Annotated in this window: 16 protein-coding genes; 13 read left to right on the forward strand and 3 right to left on the reverse strand. The window is 59.5% G+C overall.

Annotation, left to right across the window (positions count from 1 at the left end):
• Positions 1 to 3: 3 nt before the first annotated feature.
• Both FOM02_RS35365 and FOM02_RS35370 read right to left on the reverse strand, forming a co-directional pair.
• Positions 4 to 555, reverse strand: a complete 552-nt coding sequence (locus FOM02_RS35365; RefSeq protein WP_265440703.1) for a hypothetical protein — start codon at positions 553 to 555, stop codon at positions 4 to 6.
• Between the two features lie 936 nt (positions 556 to 1,491).
• Positions 1,492 to 2,154, reverse strand: a complete 663-nt coding sequence (locus FOM02_RS35370; protein ID WP_265440704.1) for a hypothetical protein — start codon at positions 2,152 to 2,154, stop codon at positions 1,492 to 1,494.
• A gap of 394 nt (positions 2,155 to 2,548) precedes the next feature.
• Between FOM02_RS35370 and FOM02_RS35375 the strand changes: the two genes are divergently transcribed.
• The 12 genes from FOM02_RS35375 to FOM02_RS35430 all read left to right on the forward strand — a co-directional run bounded on the left by FOM02_RS35375 (position 2,549) and on the right by FOM02_RS35430 (position 14,854).
• Positions 2,549 to 2,815, forward strand: a complete 267-nt coding sequence (locus FOM02_RS35375; RefSeq protein WP_265440705.1) for a hypothetical protein — start codon at positions 2,549 to 2,551, stop codon at positions 2,813 to 2,815.
• Between the two features lie 221 nt (positions 2,816 to 3,036).
• Entirely contained in the window at positions 3,037 to 4,287 is a 1,251-nt protein-coding gene (locus FOM02_RS35380; RefSeq protein WP_265440706.1) for a Tm-1-like ATP-binding domain-containing protein, read from the forward strand.
• Positions 4,280 to 5,143, forward strand: coding sequence for a phosphoenolpyruvate hydrolase family protein (locus FOM02_RS35385; protein WP_265442236.1), 864 nt, complete (start codon positions 4,280 to 4,282; stop codon positions 5,141 to 5,143). Before FOM02_RS35380 ends, FOM02_RS35385 begins: the two co-directional genes overlap by 8 nt.
• Positions 5,136 to 6,911, forward strand: coding sequence for an FAD-dependent oxidoreductase (locus FOM02_RS35390; RefSeq protein WP_265440707.1), 1,776 nt, complete (start codon positions 5,136 to 5,138; stop codon positions 6,909 to 6,911). The genes FOM02_RS35385 and FOM02_RS35390 overlap by 8 nt, the downstream gene beginning before the upstream one ends.
• A 60-nt stretch (positions 6,912 to 6,971) precedes the next feature.
• Complete coding sequence (locus FOM02_RS35395) at positions 6,972 to 7,262, forward strand: hypothetical protein (protein ID WP_265440708.1); 291 nt, start codon at positions 6,972 to 6,974, stop codon at positions 7,260 to 7,262.
• Between the two features lie 338 nt (positions 7,263 to 7,600).
• The gene (locus tag FOM02_RS35400) at positions 7,601 to 8,464 is read left to right on the forward strand and encodes a branched-chain amino acid ABC transporter permease (RefSeq protein WP_265440709.1); all 864 of its coding nucleotides are present in this window, start codon (positions 7,601 to 7,603) and stop codon (positions 8,462 to 8,464) included.
• Positions 8,461 to 9,681 carry a substrate-binding protein gene (locus FOM02_RS35405; RefSeq protein WP_265440710.1) on the forward strand — a complete coding sequence of 407 codons (1,221 nt, stop codon included), beginning with the start codon at positions 8,461 to 8,463 and terminating at the stop codon, positions 9,679 to 9,681. The genes FOM02_RS35400 and FOM02_RS35405 overlap by 4 nt, the downstream gene beginning before the upstream one ends.
• Positions 9,682 to 9,746: 65 nt before the next feature.
• A complete protein-coding gene (locus tag FOM02_RS35410; protein WP_265442237.1) occupies positions 9,747 to 10,757 on the forward strand; it encodes a branched-chain amino acid ABC transporter permease in 1,011 nt (336 codons plus the stop codon).
• Positions 10,744 to 11,478, forward strand: coding sequence for an ABC transporter ATP-binding protein (locus FOM02_RS35415; RefSeq protein WP_265440711.1), 735 nt, complete (start codon positions 10,744 to 10,746; stop codon positions 11,476 to 11,478). Before FOM02_RS35410 ends, FOM02_RS35415 begins: the two co-directional genes overlap by 14 nt.
• Positions 11,471 to 12,166, forward strand: coding sequence for an ABC transporter ATP-binding protein (locus tag FOM02_RS35420; RefSeq protein WP_265440712.1), 696 nt, complete (start codon positions 11,471 to 11,473; stop codon positions 12,164 to 12,166). Before FOM02_RS35415 ends, FOM02_RS35420 begins: the two co-directional genes overlap by 8 nt.
• A gap of 77 nt (positions 12,167 to 12,243) precedes the next feature.
• Positions 12,244 to 13,500 (forward strand): amidohydrolase family protein, encoded by a 1,257-nt coding sequence (locus FOM02_RS35425; protein WP_265440713.1) that lies wholly within the window; start codon positions 12,244 to 12,246, stop codon positions 13,498 to 13,500.
• Positions 13,501 to 13,648: 148 nt separating this feature from the next.
• Positions 13,649 to 14,854 carry a substrate-binding protein gene (locus FOM02_RS35430; protein ID WP_265440714.1) on the forward strand — a complete coding sequence of 402 codons (1,206 nt, stop codon included), beginning with the start codon at positions 13,649 to 13,651 and terminating at the stop codon, positions 14,852 to 14,854.
• Between the two features lie 57 nt (positions 14,855 to 14,911).
• On the opposite strand, the gene FOM02_RS35435 is transcribed toward FOM02_RS35430, so the two are convergent.
• Entirely contained in the window at positions 14,912 to 15,694 is a 783-nt protein-coding gene (locus tag FOM02_RS35435) for an enoyl-CoA hydratase-related protein (protein ID WP_265440715.1), read from the reverse strand.
• Positions 15,695 to 16,398: 704 nt separating this feature from the next.
• Between FOM02_RS35435 and FOM02_RS35440 the strand changes: the two genes are divergently transcribed.
• Positions 16,399 to 17,724, forward strand: a complete 1,326-nt coding sequence (locus FOM02_RS35440; RefSeq protein ID WP_063617247.1) for an MFS transporter — start codon at positions 16,399 to 16,401, stop codon at positions 17,722 to 17,724.
• Positions 17,725 to 17,856 lie beyond the last annotated feature (132 nt).

The raw sequence follows: 17,856 nt of genomic DNA on the forward strand, positions 1-17,856 counted from the left end.
GCCTCATGCCCGTCGAAGCGGCTGCTTGGCCGTGGCGGCATGCTCCAGGGAGAACTTCGGTATCGACGACGATCCATGAGAGCCAAGGCTTACGAGCCCGATCTCCGATCCAATCGGCAGCGCAAGCGCCTCGGGTCGCAGATAGACGGACCCATCCAGCTGCGAACCTAGCCGTTGCTCTGCTGCTGTCATCTTTGCCTCGTCCGCGGCGACAAACAGGACTTTGAACCCTCGGCTTGCAAACCACTCCATACGGCGAAGCTCGAGCTCCTGACCGCGATCGAGCGGCACTCCTGCCGGTGTCCGTTCAATCATGGAGGCAGGCGGAAAGTTCGTCACGCCGGTCATCCTTGCATCTTCCAACGAATCACCGAAATCTTCCCAGCATGCAAACGGGTCGATCATGACGATCGCCGCATAGCAGGAAGGAGGCACTTTGGGCCCCGCTTGCAAGTCCCGCAGGAGACAGTCGTTCCAGTCGATGACGGGAAGCGTGGCCATGACCAGCATGGCGTTCTGTGGAAGGGCCCGCAGTGACGGCGCATAGATCGTCATCTGATCACCGCGAGACGAGGAGAGACTTGCGGCAAGGCGACCCACTCTCACGGTTTCTACCCAACCCTACCCAATTGATGCTTCCGCCGATCTTACACGCCGCTTCATTCAGGTCTAGACCACGACGTCAATCGCTTTCGGAGCAACGTCCTGTCTTTCTTCGCAGGAGCCAGGTTCGGCTGGAAAGGGACGGTCGTCGGCGCCGTTTCCTGCTGGCTGCTTAACTGGGCTCTCGCCGCCCGTCCTGAGTGCCGGATGCGATTTGCTGCAGTGTACTGAGCGAGCTCCGATCGCGGTGAGAGGGCCCGTGAAGCTCTCGGGTAAAAAAATGTCGGGCGAGCTATCTGCGCCCTATGAATCCGCTAGCAGACCGGCTCGTCTGCTTCCTCCCTGACTGGCGCCGCTGCTGGAAAACTCCGGCAGCGGCATCTTTTTGACCGGGAGCGAGCCTCGGGCCGCGGAGGGCGAGCCGCTCGATGAGATCGCACTGGACCTACCGACGCTGCGTAGAGCCATCAACGCGGGGCGCAGAAACCTATGCGACCTCGAAGGGAAGCCTCTCGCGGCGCTCGACCTGAAACGTCTGGCGTGTCGCGCAAGCAGCCGTCAAGGCTGGGCGCCTCACCACGAAAGCCTGGAAGTACTTCTTGGCCGTCTAAAGTGAGCATGGTAGTTGCCATGGCACTTAGGGGACTGCCATGGCTTCTGCCATGGGTATTTCGGCGCTGAGTACCATGGACGTGCCATGAGGCGCCGCGTCTAAAAGTCCCGCAGACACAAACAGGATGGGCGATGCCATGGCAGTCTATGGCACCCCATGGCGCCTGCCATAGAGTTGGTCCATCCCGACTTATGGCACTTCCCTCGGCCCTATAGGGCCGGGGTGCCAAAGGTGGACTGCCATGGCTGATGATGAGCGGGAACTTCGCCTGCAAGCTATTCGGGCCCGCAGATTGGGTCTGCCTTCTGCTTGTACACTGGCCCCCAACTCAAAGTTATCGCGCAATGATAGTTGTATTCGGCGCGTTCCCCGAAGGTACCCGAACGTCTATTCTCCTCACCCATCGCGACGTTGCTAACATCGTGCGGCTTGTCCCCCAGTTGGCGTGCGCTGACCACGCTGTTGATGAACTCGGAGCAATAGGCCCCCTGATTGTAGCCGCCTCCGCGCCAGCCGCTTGTGCCTTGCAGCCTTTCCGTGCTTTCCCAGTGATCGAGCCCGAATGCCTGATTAGGACAGACCTTCCAGCGCGGTGCTTTTGTACAAATCTGGTTTATCGCGAGGGTCGCCATCTGGGTACCGCACTTACGAACATCAATCAATTCGGGTCCTAGTTGCTCCTGCAAGACGTTTTCGAATTCCTTCGTCTGAACGTCTACTCCAACCGTTCCCCCGAGTTGACCAAGAGCCTTTGCGACGATTCCTTTTGCTTCTGCGGTCAATTCTCCCTTGCCAGTAATCAGACTTGATTTGCCTGCCTGTTTGACTTGCCCGCAGATTCGTTCTGCAAAATCTCCCGCCTCTTTTAGACACTCCGCATACGCAGAAGACGACAGAGCGATTGTTAGTGCTGAAACCAAAAATGTAATTCGCTTCAAAGCAGTCTCCCAAATCTCTCTGAGCAATGACCAGGTAGCGGGTTAAACGTTATCGCTGGAAGGTTGCAAAGAGAAGACGCCCTTTGGCATTTTTTCGTTCCACACAGTGAGCTTCGAGGCTCTCATTCCAAGATTCTCGCAATAATTCAACGGTTTATGGAGCGCGGCCGAAGTTACGCAAATTGAGATGCCTTTTAGGTGAGGGCCGTGCGTAGCCGGCGTCCGGCTCTCGGTCGCATCGGGTATGCCGCGCGGCAGTAGAGCAGGTCGAGCGAGCGCACGACACGCTCCCGCGACCCGGCGAAGATCGTGCACGGCTGCGTTGATGCGATCAAGCCCGCTACACTATCTGCGGGAAGACACGTCCATCAAGGCCGGACCGAGCGAGTCCGATATGGTCGCGCTGCGGAAGCAGCAAAACGATCTGGCATCGCTTTACGGCGCGTCAGTCGAGGCGACGCAGAAAGCCCATGAGACCTTCGACCGCCAATGCGGCAACCAATCTTGCGATCACGCGCCCCACAGCTATCGGCGCGAAGGCGATGGCGTCACACCCGAACAGAATGCCGAGCTGATGGAATCGATGATCTCTCAGTATGATGGCGTTCACTTCGATACGGGGGAAGGCGGTCTTTCGTCTCCAGGCGGCAATGCTCGCTGAATGTCCAAGGAACTTTTGAACCCCCAGCACGCATTCATTTTTTCGGATTTGCGATAGGAGCAACGTCGAAAAGGTCTTGAACGATGGCGGGTGCATATGCGCGAACGATGCCCAGAACTCAATATACCCAACTTTACCCAGTCGCGCTCGTATCCGGGCTTATGAGCCATTTTACTTCGATCTAGACCTCCAAATGTCCTGAAACGTCTAGGAGGAAGATCGTGTCTCACCATAGCGCGGACGACCAGGGGTCGGTCCGGGATGGTCGCCCGTCCGATCTTGGCGGCAAGGTCGCGATTATCGCAACCTTGGACACAAAGGGCAGCGAAAGCGCTTATCTCGCGCACGTCATTGAACAGTGGGGCCGCAAGACTCTTACGATTGATGTAGGTACATCAAACAGAAGGTGCACAAGGGAGGCGGATAGCAGCGATGCACGGGTGGCTGCACCCGCTGAGCTCTTACGGGAGATAGCTGCAAGCGCGCGTGAAGAAGTCAAGGAGCTCCTGCGATCAGGTGCGATCGACGCTGTTGTCGGAGTGGCGGGCGGCAAAGGCAGCGCAGTCTTCGGTGACGTTGTATCGGATTTGCCGTATGGATTCCCAAAGCTGCTGGTGAGCAGTGCGAGGCCAGCCCTCCTGGCCGAACTCGCCCTCCACAATGATATCATCCTCTATCCGACCCTGGTCGATCTGTTCGGAATCAACGCGTTCACCGAACGCGTTCTGGACAACGCAGGACGGGCCATTGCGGCGATGCGCTATGTGCCCGCTCCACAGCGGCGGAAGAGAAAGACTGTTGCGATCACGGCCTTTGGGGTCACGACGCCGGCGGCAAATCGCTGTGTAGCGCGGCTGGCAGAGGCAGGCGTCGACGCGATTGTCTTTCCGGCCAATGGCGCTGGGGGCCGCAAGATGGAGCAGCTCGTGTCCGCCGGTGAGTTCGATGCGGTGATCGATTTGACCACAACCGAGCTCGCTGACGAGCTCGTCGGCGGCACCGCCAGTGCAGGTCCCGATCGGCTCAAAGCAGCTTCTCACCGCATGATTCCTCAGCTTATCGCGCCGGGAGCTGTCGACATGGTGAACTTTGGCCCTCCCTCGAGCGTGCCTGCCGAGTTCAAGGGGCGCCAATTCTATTCGCATACCCCCTTCACGACGCTCATGCGCACGACCGCCTCGGAGAACGAGCGCATAGGCAGCCTCACAGCAGAGCGCCTTTCGCAAGCAAAGGCTCCCGCCCTGGTGTTGTGGCCGGCCAAGGGGGTGTCTGACTATGACCGGGACGGTGGAATCTTTCGAAATCCTGAAGCCGATAGAGCCTGGTTCGACGCTGTCAGGCAAAACCTACCGCCCTCGATCATCGCCCGCGAGCTGGATTGTCACATCAACGATCCGGAATTTGCAGACCTGGCCGCATCGTGGATCGTCGAACGATTGACACCAGGAGGGTCATCCGGTGCGGATGTTTGATCGGGCCGAAATACTCTCAAAGATCACAGCTCAAGTTGAGGCGGGAAAGGCAGTGCTTGCCGCGGCGAGCAGTTGCGGGCTTGTGGCAAAATGCGCAGCTCTCGGCGGGGCCGACATGCTCGTGGTCTACAGTACTGGGCTATCGCGGTTGATGGGGCTGCCGACGAGCCGGATCGGCGATTCCAATGCGCGCACGCTCGAGCTGGCGGCGGAGATCCGCAACGTCGTCTCCTCCGTTCCTGTTATAGGCGGTGTCGAGGCCTGGGATCCCGTCCGGCTCGACCTCGATGATCTCTTGGACAAGTTCTGGGCTGCCGGCTTCTCCGGCGTGATCAACTACCCGACCATTTCAACAATGGGTGAAAAATGGCGTGAGCGTCGAGGCCGCGTCGGGCTCGGCTTTGAGCGTGAAGTTGAGATGATCGCGGCGGCACGCAAGAAGAACATCTTCTCGCTCGCCTACGTCGCAAGCCCGCACGACGCCAAAGCCATGGCAATCGCGGGAGCCGACTGCATCGTCCCACATGTCGGCGCAACGAGCGGCGGGCTTGTGGGGCATGAGGAGGGACAGTCGATTGAAGAGGCCATCAGGCGCATCAACGACATCAATGTTGCAGCTCAGGCTGTCCGCCCGGACGTCACCCTTCTCTGCCATGGCGGGGCGATCGCTGAGCCCCGGGATACCTCGGAAGTCTACCGATCGACCGGATGTGTCGGCTTCGTTGGCGCCTCCTCCATCGAACGGATCCCGATCGAGCGGGCGGTGAAGGCTGCAGCCGAAGAATTCAAAGCCGTTCCGCTCCCGCGAGAGCGTCAGCATTCACTGCAGACTCCGCACCGAGGCACGAATGAATAGCCCGATCACCGAATTGAAGCCCATTGCCGCTTCCTCCTCGACAGCGAGCAAGCCAACGCACGATTGGGAGACGGACGTCCTCGTGATCGGCAGCGGCGCGGCTGGACTGTCCGCAGCGCTCTATGCGGCAAAGGCCGGACTTCGCGTGACGGTGTGTGAGAAGTCTGACCGGCTTGGTGGCACGACTGCCCTGTCGAACGGCATGATCTGGGTTCCATGTTCAATGCAGGCCCGCGCGGCGAAAATCGATGATTCGATTGTGAAAGCGAAGACCTATCTGCAACACGAACTTGGCAATTACTATCGCCCCGAGTTCGTGGACGCTTATCTTGAAGACGGCCCAACGGCGCTCGCCAGCTTGGAGAATGGGAGCGAAGTGAAGTTCACACTGGCCTCCGCTCCGGATTATCATTCCAGCCAAATCGGCGGGGTCGACAAGGGGCGGGCGCTGAGCCCGGCACCTTACGACGGACGGCTTCTCGGCAAGGATTTCGACCTGATAGGTAATCCGATTCGCGTCGTGCTCGGCGGCATGATGATTTCGTCCGGCGAGGTACGAAGCTTCCTCAATCCCTTCCAGTCGGCTGCCTCGCTCAAGCACGTCCTGCGCCGGGTCAGCCGCTACGTAGGCGACCGGCTGCGCTACAGGAGGGGCACTGAACTCAGTGGCGGCAATGCCCTGATCGCGCGGCTATTGGTAAGCCTTCGCAGATATGGCGTTGACATCTGGCCACGCTGCCCGGCGGTAGATCTGACGAAGGAGGGAGGAAGAGTTGCTGGAGCGCTCCTCAAGCAGGATGGCGCCGATCTCCGCGTGCGCGCCGCGCACGGAGTGATCCTGGCAACTGGTGGCTTTGCGCGGAACGGAAAATTGCGAGCCCGGCTCAGCGGAGCCCACCAGCACAATGATACGCTCGCCCACAGCGATGTCACTGGCGATGGTATTGAGCTCGCAGGCAAGCTCGGAGCGGCAATTGATAATGACGTGGCATCGAGCGGCTTCTGGACGCCCGTCTCGATCCTCAGGAGCGGCCGCTCCTCGCAAGTGGTCCCCTACGGCTGGCTCGATCGTGGCCGTCCAGGCGTCATCGCGGTGGGGCCAAACGCCAAGCGATTCGTCAATGAATCCAATTCGTATCATGATATCTGCCTTGCCATGTTCAACAACGGTTATCCGGCGGACAAGCGGTTCTATTTCATCTGCGACAAGGAATTCGTCCGCCTCAGGGGCATGGGTCACCTGCTCCCCTGGCCATGGACATTGAGTATCAAGAAGTATGCCCGGTTGGGCTACATCGAGATTGGCCGGACTATTGCGGAGCTTGCGGTGGAATTGGGCCTCGACCCCAACGAGCTCCAAAAGACCGTTGAAGAACACAATGCCCACGCAGCTGAAGGACGCGACCCGCTCTTCAACCGCGGTGAATCGGCTTTCAACCGTACGCTGGGAGATCCGGCGGTCGGGAAGAAAAACGCGAACCTTGGGGTTATCAAAAGCGGCCCATTCATCGCACTCCCAATTGTCCCGGCAACTCTTGGAACGGCCACCGGCCTCTCAACAGATGCAGAAGGACAGGTCCTGAATGGAAATGGGACGCCGATCGCAGGTCTTTATGCCTGCGGCAATGACATGACCTCACCAATGCGTGGAATCTATCCTGGGGCAGGCATTACGATCGGGCCGGCGATTGTGTTCGCCTATCGCGCGATCGACAGCATCGTGCGGTCGGCGCACCAGGGGCAGCCCGCGGCGGCATCCGGAGTGTAAGCGAAGTGTTCTCTCCTGTTTGCCCCGCGACGACGGACCAGCGGCAAAGCAAGTGCGCGCATGGCCAACCAGCACCGCTATAAACATCTTATGAGCCCTGCCGGGTCTTCATGCAGCTATGATCTCATGATTTGGAGGGGCACGATGCGCCGCTCACGCAACGCCAAGATCGTCGCAACCGTCGGCCCGCATCAAAGCTCACCGGGAGGCAGTTGCGAGCTCCCGGTGATGCTGAACTGGTCGGTGAAGGAGTTCGCCGGCCGAAGCGGGTTGTCATGCGCCGTCATCAGGCGGCTCGAAGAGTATAATGACACGCCTCCGGCTTCCGACGAGTTGCTTCAAACCTTGTAAAACACGTGTGCGGGGGAATTGAATCTACATTTCCGCTGATTGGCCAGGCAGGTGTTCGGCCGCGGGCGCAATGTCGGTTGCCCAGCGAACATTACTCAACATTACTCAGATCTCGCCTACCTTTCTATGGGAAATCTCGCGCTGCGTGTCGTGAATGAAGTATCGACAGGCGAGCCGCCCAAGAAGCTCACGTTCGCCTGCAACTCCCATTGCCGGGATGACCTTCTAGGAGCGCTCTCGTGGCAGCAGCCCTTCGTATTCCAACGAGTAGCCCACGCCGTCAAGCGGTCGGCGTGAAGAGGATGTACTCGCAATCGCCGGGAATGTGACGCAGCAGCATGAATACGCTACCTATCGCCATCTTCGAAATCTTGAGCTTCGGCGCGATCGTTGTGCTGATCGTGCTCGGTCTCGGAATCATTGCCAGCATGATGGGTATCGTCAACTTCGCCCAGGGCGAGTTCGTCCTGCTCGGCGCCTACGTCACTTATCTCATGCACAGCGTCGGTTTGCCGGTCCCGCTCGGCATGCTTGCCGCGCCGGTCGTGGTCGGCGCCCTTGGTTTCGTCCTGGAAAAGCTCGTAGTTCGACGGTTTTACGCCGCTCCAATCGTCGCCATGCTTGGCACCTATGCGCTTGGGCTGATCATTCGCGAAGCCGTGCGCGGCCTGACCGGCGGACTCTATCTCTCGGTGCCGGAGCCAATCAGTGGCTCTATCACGATCGGTAGTTTGCATTTCGCCACCTGGCGCGGCGTCATCGTCATCATCACTTTGCTGGTGATGGCCGCGAGCCATGCATTGCTCGCCTACACCTCGTTCGGCCTGCGGGTCCGCGCCTCGCTGGAGAACCCGTCGCTGGCGCGGGCCTCGGGCATCTCCACGGGCATGATCTACAGCCTCACCTTTGCCTTTGGCGCGGCGCTCGCGGGCCTCGCCGGCGCGCTGATCGTGCCGGTCTTTTCACTGTTCGCCGATCTCGGCATTCGCTTTCTTATTCAGGGTTTTGTTGCCGTGATGGTCGGCGGCGTCGGGTCCTTCGCGGGCCCGGTCGCAGGCGCCAGCGTCATCGGCACGCTCAGTGCCTGGCTGCCTTGGCTGATGTCACCGGTGCTCGCCGACGTTCTGGTGTTCGTGCTCGCCATCATTTTTATCAAGCTCCGGCCGCAAGGCCTAATTTCGGGGAGAGGGGTCAACCGATGATCAACGACAGCCGTGAACTGAGCCGCCGCCACTTTCTCGGCAATTTTGCTTTCGCTTCGGCTGCCATCGCGGCGGGCCCAGGCAGCTGGGTGATCCGCCCGGACTGGGCAAATGCTGCGGAAGGCCCGATCAGGCTCGGCATTGCTACCGATCTTACGGGGTCACTCGGCTTTGCCGGCAACACCGACGCCAATGTCGCTCGCATGCTAGTCAAGGAGATCAACGACTCCGGCGGCCTATTGGGACGCCCGATCGAGCTCCTGATTGAGGATACTGCCTCCGACGAATCCGTCGCCGTGGGAAATGTGCGCAAGCTGATTCAGCGAGATAAGGTCGACTTGGTGATCGGGGGTATCTCGAGTTCGATGCGCAATGCGATCAAGGACGTCATTATCTCTCGCGGCAAGACGCTCTATATCTATCCGGAAGGTTACGAAGGCAAAGAGTGCACGCCCTCTCTGTTCTGCACCGGGCCTGTACCGGCTCAGAATTGCGACCAGTTCATTCCCTGGTTGATCAAAAATGGTGGCAAACGCTTTGCCCTGCCTGGCTCCAATTATGTTTGGCCGCAAACAATTAATGCCTATGCGCGCAAGGTGATCGAGAGCAGCGGTGGCGAAGTCGTCTTTGAAGAATACTACCCGCTCGACCAGATCGACTTTTCCTCTACGGTTAGCCGCATCATATCCAACAAAGTAGACGTGGTTTTCAACGCAATTGTCCCGCCCGGCGTTAGCCCGTTCTTCAAACAGCTCTACCAAGCCGGCTTCTCCAAAAACGGCGGGCGGCTGGGTTGCGTCTATTACGACGAAAACTTCCTGGAAATGAACCAGGCCGAGGAGATTGAAGGGCTTGCGAGCAGCCTCGACTACTACAAGGTGCTCGCGGAGGCGGATCCAGTGAGCGCCAGGATTCAATCGGCTTACGACAAACAATTCCCCGCCAAGTTCCGGTTCTCGGCAGGCAGCGCCGCTACCGGCACCTATCGCGGACTGAAGCTATGGGAGGCCGCGGTGAAGGAGGCTGGTACAATTGACCGCGACTCGGTAGCCGCCGCCCTCGACCACGCCAAGATTGCAGAAGGGCCGGGCGGGCCTGCCGAAATGGCACCCGGCAAGCGCCACTGCAGGATGAATATGTACATCGGAGTGGCGAAGGGCGGCCAGTACGAGATTGTCGCGCGTAGCGCCGGCCTTGTCGATCCGAAGGAGTGCTGATGTCATCGACCGGCACTCGCATACAGCCGCCGCCACGCGTCATTCAAGCTGCTCGTTCGCCCGTCATGGCATCTGCGTTCGCAGGGCGAAAGAAGGTGCTTCCGATTCTCGAACTAGCATTGTTGATTGCCGCTTTGATCGCACCGCTCGTCCTGCGGGATTACATTACTGTTTATGCGACGCGAGTGCTAATCCTGTGCCTCTTCGCGTTGTCGTTCGACCTGGTGTGGGGCTATGCCGGGATATTGAGCTTGGGCCAGTCGTTGTTCTTCGGCATGGCCGGCTACGGTGTGGCGCTGCTTTCACGCGACTTCGGGGTCGGATCGATTTTTGCCGTTCTTCCGGCCGGAGCCCTGATAGGCTTTGTGGCGGCATTGCTGTTGGCAGGCTTCCTGCTGCTCGGCCGTCATCCCTCCAGTGTGGTCTTCGTTTCCCTTGGTACGATGACCGGAGCTTACGCAGCTGACCGCCTGGCGAGAGGGTCACATTATCTTGGCGGCCAGAACGGCATCCCTTCGATCCAACCGATGACCATCGGCTCGCACGAATTGAGCGAGGGACCAGGTTTCTACTACCTGGTGCTCGCCATTCTAGTTCTGATCTATCTTCTGTCGCGCTTCTTGTCGCGATCCCAGTTCGGCCTGGCGCTCGCGGGATTGCGAGAGAACGAACAGCGGATCGCCTTCTTCGGGTACAAAGTGCAACATTTGAAGGCGATCATATTCGCAATCAGCGGCGCGATTGCAGGTACTTCCGGTAGCCTTTATGCGTTTCACGAGGGGTTCGTCTGGCCAAACATGCTGGGCGTGGTCATGTCGACCCAGGTCGTTCTCTACGTCTTGTTCGGCGGCTCCGGGACATTGATCGGTGCGGTCGTCGGCACCGCGATTGTCGAGGGGCTCAGCTTCTGGCTCTCCGACAACTATCGCGATATCTGGCCGATCATTCTCGGCGTTCTGCTGTTGCTCGTCATTCTGTTCCGGCCCCTCGGTTTGATCAGCCTCGTGCTAGGCGAGCGAGAACGTGTCGGTAGTTTCGACCCGAGCCTGAAGGAGAAGCACAATGCCGCTCCTTGAAGCCGCCGGCGTTTCCAAGGTCTTTGGCAAGCTCACCGCGCTAGACGGAGCGGCGCTCACGGTCGGCGACAGAGAGTTTCATGGCCTGATCGGACCGAACGGCTCGGGCAAGAGCACGCTGATGAAGTGTCTTGCAGGTGCGCTCGTGCCAACCCGAGGCAAGGTGACGTTCATCAACACTGACGTCACCTCGCTTACGCCGCCGGAGCGTGCGCGAGCTGGCATGAGCTTGAAATTCCAGATCACCGCCGTGTTACCTGCCCTCACGCTTTACGACAACCTCCTGCTCGCGCTGCAGGCCAGGTCCTCACTGCTGGACCTGGCGTTCTCGCGCACTCGAGGACGACTGCACGAGGAGGTCATGACGATGCTGCTCCAGTTCCGGCTCGCCGATCGCGCCTTTGATGCTGCGGCGACCTTATCTCACGGGCAGCAGCAATGGTTGGAGATCGCGATGGCGCTCGCATGCCGACCCCGCCTGCTGCTGTTGGACGAGCCCACCGGCGGCATGAGCCTGGAAGAGCGCCGCGTCACCGGGGAATTGCTGCAGCCGATCAAACAGCATTGCTCGCTCGTCATCGTGGAGCACGACCTGGATTTTATCCGCGACATCTGCGACCGCTTGACGGTGCTTGATCAGGGCAAGGTGCTGGCGTCAGGAACGGTTGCCGAGATCCAGGCCAACAGAAGCGTCCAGGAGATTTATCTGCGCCGTGCCTGAAATCCTCAATATCAAGCATCTCGACGCCGGCTATGGACGCAGTCAGGTCTTGTACGGCGTCAATATGGCCATCCCGCCGCGTGGCGGGGTCGCCGTCCTCGGCCGCAACGGCGCCGGAAAGAGCACGCTCATGAAAGCGATCGTGGGCGAACTACCCGCATGGAAGGGCTGCCTGCAGTTCAACGGCCAAGACATCGAACGCCGGCGGACGGAAGTGCGAGTGCGGGCCGGCATTGGATATGTGCCGCAAGAGCATTCAGTGTTCGCGCGCCTCTCCGTGCGTGACAATCTCGCCGTCGGATCGCTTTTGGACCCCGATGGATCGGCAGTGGAGCGGGTGATGAAGATGTTTCCGAAACTCGGCCAGCGCCTCGATCAGCCGGCCGGAACGCTCTCCGGTGGCGAGCGCAAGATGCTCGCAATCGGGCGCGCGATCCTCGGAAACCCGAAACTCCTCCTGCTGGACGAGCCGACCGAGGGTGTTTGGATCGGCGTCATCGAGGAGATCACCGAGCGCTTGGTCGAGCTAGCTAGAGAGATCGCCATCATCATCGTCGAGCAACACCTCGACCTTGCAATGCGCGTAGCGGAGCAGGCCTATGTGCTCGATCGCGGCCGTGTCGCGCTTTCGGGGCCGTCGCAGCAGCTGCGCAACGACCCGCGGCTGTTGACGTATCTAGCGCCGTAGAGGCGTTCGCCGGTGGCTATCTCCAGGTCGAAGGTGGCGCATTTGAATTTCTTGCGATGGCTGAATGGAGAGGGGCGATGTCCGAAACCATGAGCGATTTTGTCAATGCGTGCCAAGTCGTCGATGTCCATGAACATCACATGGCCGAGATCGCACATAGCGCGGACGTAAATCTGTTGAAACTGTTCCAACAGAGCTATGCGGCTTGGACGAGCCACGTGCTGCCATCCGAGCCTAAGGCAACGATCGAAATGGTATCTATCCCTTCCGAGCCGACCACCTGGGAGGCGCTTGCGCCGTTCCTCGAGAGGAGCGGATCGAACGCATTCGTCCGTAACCTCGTCCGCGGAGTCGCCGAGCTTTACGGTGTCGCCGACACTGGAATCACTCGCGACAACTGGGAGGCGGTAGATGCTTCGGTGCGCTTGCGCCACAAGGAGGCGACATGGCCAAGTGAGGTGATCGGGCGGGCCGCCATCCGAAGGATCGTAACGGACCCTTTTCTCGATCCGTTGATGGATCCGCGGCCGGTCCTAGGGCAAAGTTACGATGCGGTCCTGCGGATTAACGCGTTCGCCCTCGGCTGGCACCCCGAATCTCGCGATCATAATGGAAATTGCGGGCATACGTTGCTGCGGCGCCTCGGCCTGGAGGTGAAAACCTTCGATGATTATTGCGACGCAATCCGCGAGCTCGTTGCCGGCTGCTCACGGCGCAATCACATCGCGCTCAAGAACGCACTCGCCTATGACCGGGATCTAAGCTTTGACGAACCGAACGAGGAACTGGCTCGGCAGGCCTGGGGACAAATTTCGCCATCACCGGCAGCGCGCAAGGCGTTCTGCGACTTTGTCGTCGACTTGTTTTGCCAACTCGCAGGCGAGGCCGACCTGCCAGTCCAAACTCACCTTGGAACGGCCATCATAAGCGGCTCCCACCCGCTACGTATGACCGGGTTGATTGAGCGTCATCCTCGGACCCGCTTTCTGCTGATGCATTTGGCCTATCCCTGGAGCCGGGACCTGTTGGGATTGGCCTTTGTGTACCGAAATGTCTGGCTTGATTTGTGCTGGTCTTTTCTGTTGAGCCCGTCACATTTCAAGCTCGCGCTACATGAAGCCATTGAAGTTTTGCCAGATGAATCGCGAATGATGATTGGGGGAGATTGTCTTCACGTTGAGGAGACGTTTGCCGCGATACAAGGCGCGCGCCAGCTTATCGGCGAGGTTCTGAACGAAAAAGTCGCGAACGGTTACCTTCGGTCGCGAGACGCAGAGCGCCTGGCGATCAGAATCCTTGGCGAGAACGCGAAGGAGTTTTTCAGACTGTCCTGAACGTGCCCTTTGTTACGCGATCTTACCCAAACGCGAGCGGAAGAGGCTGCTTGAAACTTAAAATGACGGATAGCTTTCAGGCTGCCGGCGCCCGGGAAAGAGCAGGGCACGTGGATTTAAGGCTAAGAGCCAAGGGGAGGGCAGTTCGATGTTGAATGATCACCGACAACTCAGCCGCCGCCGCTTTCTCGGCAACTTCGCCTTTGCGTCTGCGGCCATTGCGGCCGGTCCGGGCAGCTGGGCGATCCGTCCTGACTGGGCCAACGCCGCCGAAGGCCCGATCAGGATCCTTACGGGGGCACTCGGCTTTGCCGGGAATACCGACGCCAATGTCGCTCGCATGGTGGTCGACGAGATCAACGAGACTGGTGGTCTACTGGGCCGGCCCATCGAGCTCCTGATCGAGGACACTGCGTCTAACGAGTCTGTCGCTGTTGGCAATGTCCGCAAGCTGATTCAGCGAGACAAGGTCGACCTGGTGCTCGGTGGCATTGCGAGCTCGATGCGCAACGCCATCAAGGACATCATCATCTCTCGTGGCAAGACGCTCTACATCTATCCGCAAGCCTACGAAGGCAAGGAGTGCACGCCCTATCTGTTCTGTACCGGCCCGGTTCCGGCGCAGAACTGCGACCGGTTCATCCCCTGGCTGATCAAGAGCGGGGGCAGACGCTTCGCGCTCCCTGGCTCCAATTACGTCTGGCCGCAAACAATCAACGCCTATGCGCGCAAGGTGATCGAGAGCAGCGGCGGGGAGGTGGTGTTCGAGGAGTACTACCCCCTCGACCAAATTGATTTTTCCTCGACCGTAAGCCGCATCACGTCCAACAAAGTAGACGTGGTCTTCAACAGTGTGATCCCCCCCGGCGTCGGCTCTTTTTTCAAACAGCTTTATGAAGCAGGTTTTTCCAGGAATGGGGGACAGCTGGGCTGCGTCTACTATGACGAGAACACGCTCGAAATGAATCAGGCTCACGAGATCGAGGGCCTCGCCAGCAGCCTCGACTATTACAAGGCACTGGCGGTCGAAGATCCGGTGAGCGCTAAAATTCAGTCGGCCTACGAAAAGCAGTTTCCTGGCAAGTTCCGGTTCTCAGCAGGCAGCGCCGCGACCGGCACTTATCGTGGATTGAAGCTGTGGGAAGCGGCAGTCAAGGAAGCCGGTACAATTGACCGCGAGGCGGTCGCCGCCGCGCTCGACCACGCAAAGCTTGTGGAAGGGCCTGGCGGGCCGGCGGAGATGGTGCCGGGCAAGCGCCACTGTAGGATGAACATGTACGTTGGTGTGGCAAGGGCCGGCCAATACGAAATCGTCGCCCGTAGCGCCGGCCTGGTCGACCCGAAGGAGTGTTGAAAGCCCCATATTACGCGGTCCAGCTTCGCTGCGCCGCATGCGAGCAGATCGCGGTGGCTAGTTTCCGAGATAGTTCGGCGGCCTCTTCTCAAAGAAGGCGTTCATGCCTTCCTGCTGGTCAGCTGTGCTGAACGCAAAGCGGATGGCTTGGCGTTCAAACTCGAGCCCGGCGTCCAGCGTGGTCTGAAACGCGGCGAGAACTGCAGCTTTGGCAAGTTCAGCTGAACGGGGAGGCTTTTGCGCAATCAGATCGGCTAGTTCGACCGCACGAATCTGCGCCCTGCCGCTTTCGACAACTTCCGCCACAAGGCCGGCCTGCATCGCGATCCGCGCCGTGATGGATTGGCCGCTCAGGATCATCAGCATGGCCAGCGATTTGCCAGCCACGCGTGTCAGCCTTTGCGTCGCGCCGTCGCCCGGCAATATCCCGATGTTAATCTCAGGCTGTCCAAATACAGCCCCTTCGCCTGCTATCACGATGTCCGCGAGCAGTGCCAATTCGTGGCCGCCGCCGAAGCAAATGCCCTCGACTGCGGCAATGAGAGGCTTGGGGAAATTGGCGACATCCCGCCAGGCAGAACGGCGCGCGGAATTGTCGATTGCCTCAAAGCCGCGCTCTCGCATTTCCTTGATGTCGGCGCCGGCAGAGAAGAACGCATCGCTGCCACATATCACGACACAGCGGACATCTTCGTCAATAGCGGCATCGCGCAAGGTCGCGCCTAGATCCACAATCAGTTCGTTGCTCAAGGCGTTTCGTTTCGATGTCCTATTCAGCGTCAAAAGGCGCACGTGGGGCGCGACAGATGTGGACAGGATGATATCGGATGTCTTGGTCATGGAGCGGTTCTCCTGAAGGAATATGAGAACCAGCGCATAAACTGAAATCGATTTCTTAGCAACGACGCTTCTTTGGGAAGCTGTTTTGGCTGAATCAGCCTCCGCGTCGCTGGCGCCACTCGCTCGAGGCGGGGCTGACGGTGTCCCGTGAGGCGGGCCTCAGCCTTAAAAAGCAGCTTGACTCCCTCGATCCGAATTCTTATTGGTTCTGAAATCGATTTCAGGAGCCGGTGTTTAAATGCCGGATAAATGCGGGAAACCGGAAACGTGCGACCGGCGAGGGTGGGGCGCCTTTGAAGGATCTCATTGACGCTGCGGCGGTCTTTGGCGCTGCGCTGTCCAACAAGAACATCAGCTTCTTCAGAAGCGCGCTTAGAGCAACAGGAGGAGGGTAAGCCATGGGAATGGCACGGATTGTCGCGCGCGCTTTACGCGAGCCGCCGCGAAAGTCGGAAGCAACGATGGAGGCGTCCTGCGGCATTAGGCTCGTGCAATGGCCGCTCCTGAGGCGAGACTCGCAAATACGTGAAGCGAGGCGGGCTTTCCGCCGGCATCCCGAGCACCTTTCGCTCCCTCGGTCCGGCCTGCTCCATGCCACCGCTCTCGTAGACCCCGCCGCTGCGGGCGCAGGTGAGCCGACGAGCGGCTGCTCGTTCTCGCGCGACCCGCAACATTATTAACGCATCAATAGAGTCCGAGGACCCATGAACATCATTGCTCAGCCCAGCGCTGTATCCATCCAGCTTGACAAGCAAACTGCCAACAAGCGGATGACCGTTGGCCTTGGAGGAGGGGTGGCGCTGGAGTGGTACGACTGGAATGTCTACGGCGTAATGGCAGCGTTTCTCTCGCCGCACTTCTTCCCTTCCGATGATCCCACCACCTCGCTGCTAGCGGGGCTGGCCGTGTACGGGGCGGGCTTTTGCGCTCGACCGCTGGGCGCGGCTTTGCTGGGGCCGGTCGCAGATCGCATCAGCCACAAGCGCGTGATGTTGATCTCGGTTACGGCCATGGCGGTTTGCTCGCTTTTGATATCCTTGCTGCCCACCTACAAGGACCTCGGCGTCGCGGCGGCGATAGCGCTGCTGATCATGCGGCTCATTCAGGGGCTTGCCACTGGCGCTGAGGCTGGTGTCGCCAACGCCATTGCAATTGAATTGGCGCCACCTGGAAAGGAGGGACACTACCTCGGTCTGATTGGTGGCACATTCATCCAGTTGGGAAATCTTGGATCGAGCCTCGTTGCCTTCCTGGTGAGCGCCTCGGTCGCACCTGAAGCCATGCGCGAGTGGGCCTGGCGCATACCCTTTGCGGTCGGTGGCCTGCTGGGCCTTTTGATCATCTATCTCCGCACGACGGTGCCGGAAACCTTGATCAATCGAGCCATGCATCGGCAAGACGAGTCTTCGCGCATTCAGGAAACGACTGGCGGTGTGTGGAAAACGCTATGGAGCGTCCGCCTTTCGCTGCTCGCCGTCATCCTGGTGATCGGCTCGGTGCAGATCGCCAACTATGCGTGGAACACCGGTCTGCCCAACATGGCCAACACGGTCTTCAAGGAGAACAGCACGTATGTGTACGGGATCATGACGCTGATGGTCCTGATCTGGATGTCAACGGCGCCTCTTGTCGGCGCTTTCGCAGACAAGGTACGACCCTCGCGCGCGTTCACGCTGCTGCGCCTGTTGCTCATCCCATGCTTCTTCCTGACGCTGCTCTATTCGGAAAAGGGCATCGTCACGTTCTTCTTTGTCACGGTGTTCGGTGGCGCGATCGTGGGCTTCAACATGGCCCTCTATAACTTCATCGCGACAACGCTGATGCCGCGCGCCGTGCGGACCACCGGAGTGGCTCTCGGCTATGCGCTCGGCGTCTCTCTGTTTGGCGGGACGTCACCCTATCTGCTGGTCTGGTTGCAACGCGAGCACATCGCCTGGATGTTTCCCGTCTACGGATCGTTGATCGCGCTCCTGAGCGTGCTGGTCTACCAGATCGCCAAGAAGCGCGGCCGCCTCTACATCGGTGAATGAGCACTCTGCCCCTGCGCTTCGCCGCGACAGACGCAAAGTGTTCGCATCGGGTGCAAAACATAAGGGTTCGCGCGTATCCATTCATGCTGGGCATGAGCATGGGATTGGCGCAAGCGTCCTTGCGCGAGCAGT

Origin of the sequence: Bradyrhizobium sp. SEMIA (assembly GCF_014844175.1) — a bacterium.
In the GTDB taxonomy this organism is placed as follows: domain Bacteria; phylum Pseudomonadota; class Alphaproteobacteria; order Rhizobiales; family Xanthobacteraceae; genus Bradyrhizobium; species Bradyrhizobium arachidis.

Coding starts and splice junctions, on each gene's coding strand:
- FOM02_RS35390 (WP_265440707.1), top strand. CDS start 5,136: ATGAATAGCCCGATCACCGAATTGAAGCCCATTGCCGCTTCCTCCTCG.
- FOM02_RS35400 (WP_265440709.1), top strand. CDS start 7,601: ATGAATACGCTACCTATCGCCATCTTCGAAATCTTGAGCTTCGGCGCG.
- FOM02_RS35375 (WP_265440705.1), top strand. CDS start 2,549: ATGGTCGCGCTGCGGAAGCAGCAAAACGATCTGGCATCGCTTTACGGC.
- FOM02_RS35425 (WP_265440713.1), top strand. CDS start 12,244: ATGTCCGAAACCATGAGCGATTTTGTCAATGCGTGCCAAGTCGTCGAT.
- FOM02_RS35415 (WP_265440711.1), top strand. CDS start 10,744: ATGCCGCTCCTTGAAGCCGCCGGCGTTTCCAAGGTCTTTGGCAAGCTC.
- FOM02_RS35440 (WP_063617247.1), top strand. CDS start 16,399: ATGAACATCATTGCTCAGCCCAGCGCTGTATCCATCCAGCTTGACAAG.
- FOM02_RS35405 (WP_265440710.1), top strand. CDS start 8,461: ATGATCAACGACAGCCGTGAACTGAGCCGCCGCCACTTTCTCGGCAAT.
- FOM02_RS35410 (WP_265442237.1), top strand. CDS start 9,747: ATGGCATCTGCGTTCGCAGGGCGAAAGAAGGTGCTTCCGATTCTCGAA.
- FOM02_RS35435 (WP_265440715.1), bottom strand. CDS start 15,694: ATGACCAAGACATCCGATATCATCCTGTCCACATCTGTCGCGCCCCAC.
- FOM02_RS35430 (WP_265440714.1), top strand. CDS start 13,649: ATGTTGAATGATCACCGACAACTCAGCCGCCGCCGCTTTCTCGGCAAC.
- FOM02_RS35385 (WP_265442236.1), top strand. CDS start 4,280: ATGTTTGATCGGGCCGAAATACTCTCAAAGATCACAGCTCAAGTTGAG.
- FOM02_RS35395 (WP_265440708.1), top strand. CDS start 6,972: ATGGCCAACCAGCACCGCTATAAACATCTTATGAGCCCTGCCGGGTCT.
- FOM02_RS35365 (WP_265440703.1), bottom strand. CDS start 555: ATGACGATCTATGCGCCGTCACTGCGGGCCCTTCCACAGAACGCCATG.